The following is a 6,972-nucleotide window of genomic DNA, read 5'->3' on the forward strand; positions in this document are numbered from 1 at the left end:
TCAGCGCACCGGAGTGTCGGCGCCCCGCACCCGCTGCGGGAGCCGGGCCGGACGCGCCAGCCACTCGGCGATCGTGCGGGCGATGGGCTGTCCCGTGTCCACCTCCACGAAGCCGAACTGCCCCGACTGGTTGCACTCCAGGAACCACCAGGTGCCGTCGCCGTCCTCCGCGAAGTCGAAGGCACCGTAGGAGAGTTCCGCGTCCCGGAGATAGGTGCGGACGCCGTCCGCGATCCGCGGTGGCACCGGGGCCTCCTGCCAGGGTCCGGTGGACGCGGCGAACCGTACGTCCACGTCCTCCGGGTCGGCGTCCGGCGGGGTCGGCTTGCGGGCCGCCAGCATCCGCTCGCCCACCACCGTCAGCCGGATGTCGGCCCGCTTGGTGACCCGCCGTTGCAGCAGCGTCGGCCCGAAGGCCACGGCGGCGAAGTCCGTGCCCGGCGCCACCCGGCTGGTCGGGACCGCGCGCGGCGGTTCCTGGGGATGCGCGCCCGAGACGGGCTTGACCACCAGATCCGGGAACCGGTCCGCGAAGTCACGCGCGGCCTGCGGGAACGTGGTGATCAGAGTGGCCGGCACGGGCAGTCCGCTGCGCTGGGCCAGGCGCAGCTGCCAGGGCTTGTACCGGGCCCGGTGGGAGGCGTCCGGATGGTTCATCCACCGCACGTCCAGCGAGCGCAGCATGCCGTACAGGGCCTGCGAGGACTCCTCGGTCAGCCAGCCGGACGGCTCGGGGACCCGGGTGGCCGGGGTGCCCGGTCTGCGGACCCAGACGGATCTGAGTCCGTCCATGCTCACCAGCCGCCCCGCGGACCACAGGTGCCCGCGGAACGCGCCGTGGACATATTCCCCCGACAGGGCCACCCCGCCGGTCAGGTCGGCGGGGTCGAGGCGCACGACGGGCACCCCCGAGGCGTTGAGATGGACGACCACCATGTCGGCCGTCACATCCTGCTCGGAGGTCAGGATCAGCACGGTCATTGTGCGAGGTCCGCGCGTCAGTCGTCGAAGTGTGTCTTGGAGCCCGCGGTGGAGGTCGTCGTCCCCAGTTCTCTGAGCAGCGCCAGGTCGGAGGCGGCGATCCGGCCATCCATGAGTACGTTCAACTGAAGTCCGGAGTCGTAGGCGTACGGAGTGGTGACGTCCAACTCCGCAGCCGGCCGTGCGTAGTTGAGCGTGAACGGTTGCATCGTCTCTCCCTCGTCGGTGCCGCTCCGAGCAAGCTGTCGGCAGGCCGCGTCATTGCTTCGCCCATGGATCTTCTGGGCCCCATGCACTTATACGAATCGAACGGGTGAATGGTTTCCTTACAGTCCGTAGTCACAGGCGAGTTGAGCCGCTCTGAACCTGAGACGGTCGAAAGGGCCGATCGGTTGATCCGTGGACGACTTGTGTGGTTGCTGTGTGGTCTGGATCTCAGACGGGATCGCCCGGCCGGGCGACCTCGGCCCGCCCCCGCAGGGTGCGCAGAGCGAGCAGCAGGACGCCGATGTCATCGAGGTACACGGGATCGGGCACGAGGTCGGTGGGGAGGACGAAATAGAGGACCGCGCCCCAGAAGACCCAGCGTGGACCGGTGGGGAGCCCGGCCCGGCGCAGTCCGCGCCGGGTCCGCACCAGCCGGACCAGGAGCGCCGCGGCGGCGGCCAGCACGGCGGTGGCGAGCACCAGGGCGGCGATGACGAGCACCACGGTGGTGGTTTCCACGGGGCCTCCTCGGTTCGCTCGATCCCGGACGATCCCACGCCGAAATGCGTTCGCACTCCATGAATTCCCGCAAACGCGGGTCGTATTGCTGCTTCCCGTCACAAGTCACTCGGGAAGCCGCTGTTGGAAGCGTATGTTCCGGGTCAAGAGATTGTCTTGTTGCCGCTCATAGGGTGCACATGAGCGTCGCACAGGCGCATGGTCCGGGGTGGTTCGCCGTAGCGCACGCTACGCCGTTTCGCCGACACGACTCCCTCAGGGGGACGCACTTCCGGCACCGCCGGTCCGCTGATCAGTACTGTCCGTGTCCGCACGGCGGCCCGGGATCCGGAGTCGGCCGAACGTCTGGGTCAGCCGGGTGAGCGGGGACGACTCCACCGCAGCCGCGGAACGGACCGGCTCGGACAGCTCGCCGTACGTCTCGCGGTACACGGCCAGCGCCTCGTGCGCCGACTCGGCCGCCTCCCGGTACAGATCGCGGGACGTCGTCATCGCCTCCAGCGCGTCCGCGTACATCCGCACCACCCGCCGCTGCTCCGCCAGCTCCTCCTCGACGGTCAGCAGATGCCAGTCGTCGCGCAACGCGGTGAGCAGCGCCTCCGCGCCCTTCGGCAGCGCACGCTCCAGCGCGGCGAACCGGGTCACGGCGGTGATCAGCTCCGCCGGTTCCGAACCGTCCAGGAACACCGAGCGCACCGCGAAGTCCGCGGCGGCGAAACCGGACGGGGCCGGGTCGCCCGGCAGTACGGCGGCGCCGCCGCGCGGCACCTCCACGCCCGTGTCGCGCAGCGCCCAGTTCACGGCCCTGAGCTGCTGCGGCGCCGCCCGGTGCTCGACCAGCCGGTGGCGCAGCCCCGGCGGCACCACGGCGGCCAGCGGGGTCAGCCCGCGCTCGTCCACCGTCATCGCCTCATGGACCACCACATGCACCGCCCACGAGTCGTGCACGGCGGCCTTGAGGACCCGCCGCAGCTCCCGCTCGTCCTCCGGCAGCGGATTGATCTCCGGCAGCCGCAGCTCCGTGGCGGGCTCGACCGCCCAGGTGGTGTCGTCGTCGGGCCAGAACAGCGCCGCCGGGGACGGCCAGCGCGGCTCCCACGCGGTGCCCTCGGCCTCCGCCGCCAGCGACCACCGGTCGCCGTCGGCCAGGACGAGCCGCGCCCGGACCGTCACCGGGCCCTCGACCCGCCAGCGGGCCTCGAAGACGGTGTCGGCGCCGGTCTCCGGCGCGGGCAGCTCGTAGAAGTCGTCCAGGGCGCCGGAGTCCTTCCGCGACCGCAGCGCGCGGCGCAGGACATCCGCCGCGCCGGAGCCGGCGTACCGGCCGCGGGCCAGCCACACGGTCGGGGGAATCGTCAGGGAGCTGGGCATCGGTCCATGGGGCAGAAGGGGCAAGCAGGTGCGAGCGACCAGTATCGCCGCAGCCGTGGGAAGCATCGACCGGCAGCCGCCCCCGTATGCGCGATCGACCGGCTGGAGTGATCAAGAACACACCGCGCGCCGCACACGGGGAGTGCGTCGCGCGTACGGGCGCACTCCCCGCGCACCAGGTGACCGTCGCGCACCTGTGGCCACGGACGTGCGCGCGCCCCAGAATCGCGGAGCGAGCGGAACCGTCCACCATCCGCAATGGGGCGGTTCCGCTCGCACGGGGTCCTGTCGGCGGTTGGGTTGCTCCTAGGGGCTTCCGATGCCCCTGGCGGTGTGGTGTCCGGTGGGGGCGCCGGGTCCGTCGTTGTGGGCTGACGCCTGGGCGGGTGGGCTGGCCTCCGGCGGTTTCCCTGGGCGGTGGCTTTCCGCCGTTGGCCAGGGCGTGGCCGTTCACCACGGCCCGATGCTTTCGCGGGTCCCGCCGTGCCGGGGTCCGGCCGCCTCCGGCTGGTGCCTGGGTTCGGCTGCCCCCGTGTCGTGCCGGAGTCTGACCGCCTCCGTCTGATGTCAGGGTTCGGCTGCCCCCCCGCTATGCCGGGGGGCGACTGCCTCCGTCTGATGCCCAGGTCCGGCCGCCCCCCCCGTCATGCCGGGGTCCAGTCGACCCCGTCTCTTGCCCGGGGTCGGCCGCCCCTCGCCGTTCCCGGGGGGCCAGCCCCCGGCGTCGGGGTCAGGCGCCGCTTTCGTGGAGCATGTCCTCGCGTTCGACGATCTTCACCCGCTCGCGGCCCTGGGGCTCGCCCAGGGCCTTCTCGGCGGCGTCAAGACGGTGCCAGCCCTCCCATGTGGTGAAGCGGATCTCACGCTCGGCGAGGAACGCGTCCACCGCCTCCCGGTCGGGCGCGGACGGCGTGTGCAGCCGGTCGTGCGCGAAGTCGTCCAGCAGGTTGGCGACGGTCTCGTTGGCGTCGCCCTTGGTGTGGCCGATCAGACCGACCGGGCCGCGCCTGATCCAGCCCGTGACGTACACCGACGTCAGATGGGCGCCGCTCTCCTCGATGACCCGGCCGCCCGCGTCGGGGACGGTGCCCGAGTCGAGGTCCCAGGGCAGCTTGGGCAGCCGGTCGGAGAGGTAGCCGACCGCGCGGTAGACCGCGGTGACGTCCCAGTCCTTGAACTCGCCGGTGCCCTTGACATTGCCGGTGCCGTCCAGCGCGGTGCGCTCGGTGCGCAGGCCGACGACCTTGCCGTCCGCGCCGAGGATCTCGCTGGGCGACTCGAAGAAGTGCAGGTAGAGCTTGTGCGGGCGGTCGCCGATATCCCGGATCGCCCAGTTCTCCAGGGTCTTGGCGACCATGTCGGCCTGCTTGTTGCCGCGCCGGGTCTCGATCGAGCCGGCGTCGTAGTCGATGTCCTCGGGGTCGACGATGACCTCGATGTTCGGCGAGTGGTCCAGCTCGCGCAGCTCCATCGGGCTGAACTTGGCCTGCGCGGGCCCGCGCCGTCCGAAGACATGCACTTCGAGCGCCTTGTTGGCCTTGAGACCCTCGTAGACGTTGGCCGGGATCTCGGTGGGCAGCAGTTCGTCGGCGGTCTTGGCGAGTACCCGGGCGATGTCCAGGGCCACATTGCCGACGCCGAGCACGGCGACCTTCTCGGCCTCCAGCGGCCAGGTGCGCGGTACGTCCGGATGGCCGTCGTACCAGGACACGAAGTCAGCGGCGCCGTAGGAGCCGTCGAGGTCCGTGCCCGGGACGGACAGCGCGCGGTCGGCCATCGCGCCGGTGGAGAAGATCACGCCGTCGTAGAAGGAGCGCAGATCGTCCAGGCTGATGTCGGTGGGGTAGTCCACATTGCCGAAGAGCCGGATCTGCGGTTTGTCCAGCACCTGGTGGAGGGCGCTGATGATGCCCTTGATCCGGGGGTGGTCGGGCGCGACGCCGTAGCGGATCAGCCCGAACGGGGCGGGCATCCGCTCAAAGAGGTCGATGGACACACCGGGCTCGGCGGCCACGTCGGACTTGAGCAGTGCGTCGGCGGCGTAGATGCCGGCCGGACCGGCTCCGACGATGGCTACCCGCAGGGGGCGGGGCATGATCAGGTTCCCTTCGAGCGGTGATGGCGACTCGAACGGGAAGCCTAAGCTAAGGCAAGCCTAACTTGGTACACGGGTCCGGTCTATGGGCTCATAAGGCGACCTTATGACACCCCTTTCACCAGGTTATATGACGGCCGATCGGCGTCCGGACGGTGGTCCGACCCTCGTGCCGGACGGGTGACGGCACCGGCTCCGCGCGTCCCGTGACCCATGATCAGGATCGTCGTTCATTCCGGTCGGGGCCCCGGATCCGGAGCCCCGCGACGTCCTCGCACGGGACCCGGAAGGAAAGGCGCGGCCGGTGGCTGGCTGGATCACCGTCGGGCTCGGGGCGGTCGCCGCGATGTGCCCGCTCGCACCGGACACGGGGGCGGCCGTCGTGGCCGACTCACAGTCCGGTGAGGCATATGTCGTGGTGTGCGCGCCGGACACCTGGATCGAGATCGGGGTGCAGGCGCCGCCACCGGAGCGGCCGGTGGCACCGGAGCGGCCGACGGTACGGGCGGAGCGGCCGGTGGCGCCCGCGCCGAGCCCCGCGCCTCCCGCGCCCGTCACCCGCAGCACCCCCAGCGTCCCCACCGCCCCTGCCATCCCCGTTGAGCCGCCCTCACCCGTCCGCGCCCCCGACCCCCGTACCCCGCCCCCGGTACCGTCACCGGTGCCCGCGCCCCCGGTGACGGAGTCCGCGCCCGCCGCCGCCCCGCCCGGCGCGCGGCCCGCCGACGCCTTCCGGTGGGTGCCCCGCAACCACCGCGCCGCGGCCGATGAGCGGGCCGTCCCGTCGGGGCTGTCCGTGGTGACCACCACGACCGTCGTGACCACCCCCGCCATCCTCGCCGCCGCGGCCCTGCGCCCCGGCTCACGCCGCCGCCGCGGCTGACCGCACCGCACCTCTCCTCACCTCCCCGATTCCGTCCCATCCCTCCTGGAGCCCCCCTGTGCCCGAATGGCTGATCTACACCCTGGCCGCCGTCGTGGTCTGCGCGTTCGTCGTCGCGGCCACCGCCATGCGGCATCGGCGGGTCGACGCCGACGAAGACACGACCGAGACACCGGACGTGCTGGAGTACATGGTCATGATGGTCGGCGTGGTCTACGCGATCGTGCTGGGCCTGGCCATCGCCGGTGTGTGGGAGGCGCGGGGCGCGGCCGAGGACACCGTGCGCCGGGAGGCGCAGGCGCTCTACGAGATCGACCAGCGGCTGGACGTCTACCCCGCCGAATTCCGCAGCCAGGTCCGCGAGCGGATCGACGCCTACGCCCGGCACGCGGTCACCGCCGAGTGGGCCGCGATGGAGCGCGACCAGGAACCCGGCCCGACCGGCGGCGAACTGCTCAGCCGTATCCGCGCCGACCTCGCCCACCGGGCCCCCGCCGACGAACTCCAGGCCCAGGCGTACCAGCCGCTCCTGGACGAGGTGGCCGCCGCCGACGTGGCCCGGCACGAACGGCTGGACAGCGCCGGGACCACCCTGCCCGGGGTGGTGTGGTTCGGGCTCGTCGCCGGGGGCATGGTGACGCTCGGGCTGCTCTTCGCCCTCCAGATCCGGCGCTCCACCCGTGAGTTGATGCTCGCCACCGCCTTCAGCGCGCTCGTCGTCTTCCTGCTCTTCATGGTGTGGAGCTTCGACGCGCCCTTCGGACACTCGGGCACGGACTCCGCCCAGCCGCTGAGGGACCTGCTCTCGACGACGATCTAGTTGTATTGCCCCGGGAGGTTGTGGACGAGTGAGTCAGGTCTCGACTGAGGGATCTTGAAATGGGTGAGGGCCTTCCGGTTCGGTGTGGATTGCGAC

The 6,972-nt window shown here is 71.6% G+C and carries 7 protein-coding genes; 2 read left to right on the forward strand and 5 right to left on the reverse strand.

The window, feature by feature from the left end:
* The 5 genes from tgmB to AB0D49_RS37825 form a co-directional block, all read right to left on the reverse strand.
* On the reverse strand, window positions 1-981 hold the full coding sequence (tgmB, locus tag AB0D49_RS37805; protein ID WP_362767392.1) for an ATP-grasp ribosomal peptide maturase: 981 nt from the start codon (window positions 979-981) through the stop codon (window positions 1-3).
* A 17-nt stretch (window positions 982-998) separates the two neighbouring features.
* The gene (gene tgmA / locus AB0D49_RS37810) at window positions 999-1,190 is read right to left on the reverse strand and encodes a putative ATP-grasp-modified RiPP (RefSeq protein ID WP_362767395.1); all 192 of its coding nucleotides are present in this window, start codon (window positions 1,188-1,190) and stop codon (window positions 999-1,001) included.
* Between the two features lie 226 nt (window positions 1,191-1,416).
* Window positions 1,417-1,707 (reverse strand): YkvA family protein, encoded by a 291-nt coding sequence (locus tag AB0D49_RS37815; protein ID WP_362767398.1) that lies wholly within the window; start codon window positions 1,705-1,707, stop codon window positions 1,417-1,419.
* Window positions 1,708-1,962: 255 nt separating this feature from the next.
* Entirely contained in the window at window positions 1,963-3,078 is a 1,116-nt protein-coding gene (locus AB0D49_RS37820) for a hypothetical protein (RefSeq protein WP_362767400.1), read from the reverse strand.
* A gap of 730 nt (window positions 3,079-3,808) precedes the next feature.
* Window positions 3,809-5,173 carry an FAD-dependent oxidoreductase gene (locus AB0D49_RS37825; protein WP_362767403.1) on the reverse strand — a complete coding sequence of 455 codons (1,365 nt, stop codon included), beginning with the start codon at window positions 5,171-5,173 and terminating at the stop codon, window positions 3,809-3,811.
* A 304-nt stretch (window positions 5,174-5,477) separates the two neighbouring features.
* Here AB0D49_RS37825 and AB0D49_RS37830 point away from each other — a divergent pair, with 304 nt between their 5' ends.
* Together AB0D49_RS37830 and AB0D49_RS37835 are read left to right on the forward strand one after the other, a co-directional pair.
* Entirely contained in the window at window positions 5,478-6,056 is a 579-nt protein-coding gene (locus tag AB0D49_RS37830; RefSeq protein WP_362767405.1) for a hypothetical protein, read from the forward strand.
* A gap of 58 nt (window positions 6,057-6,114) precedes the next feature.
* Window positions 6,115-6,876, forward strand: coding sequence for a hypothetical protein (locus AB0D49_RS37835; RefSeq protein WP_362767408.1), 762 nt, complete (start codon window positions 6,115-6,117; stop codon window positions 6,874-6,876).
* Window positions 6,877-6,972: the final 96 nt, after the last annotated feature.

It is taken from the genome of Streptomyces sp. NPDC048290 (assembly GCF_040652095.1).
Lineage (GTDB): Bacteria > Actinomycetota > Actinomycetes > Streptomycetales > Streptomycetaceae > Streptomyces.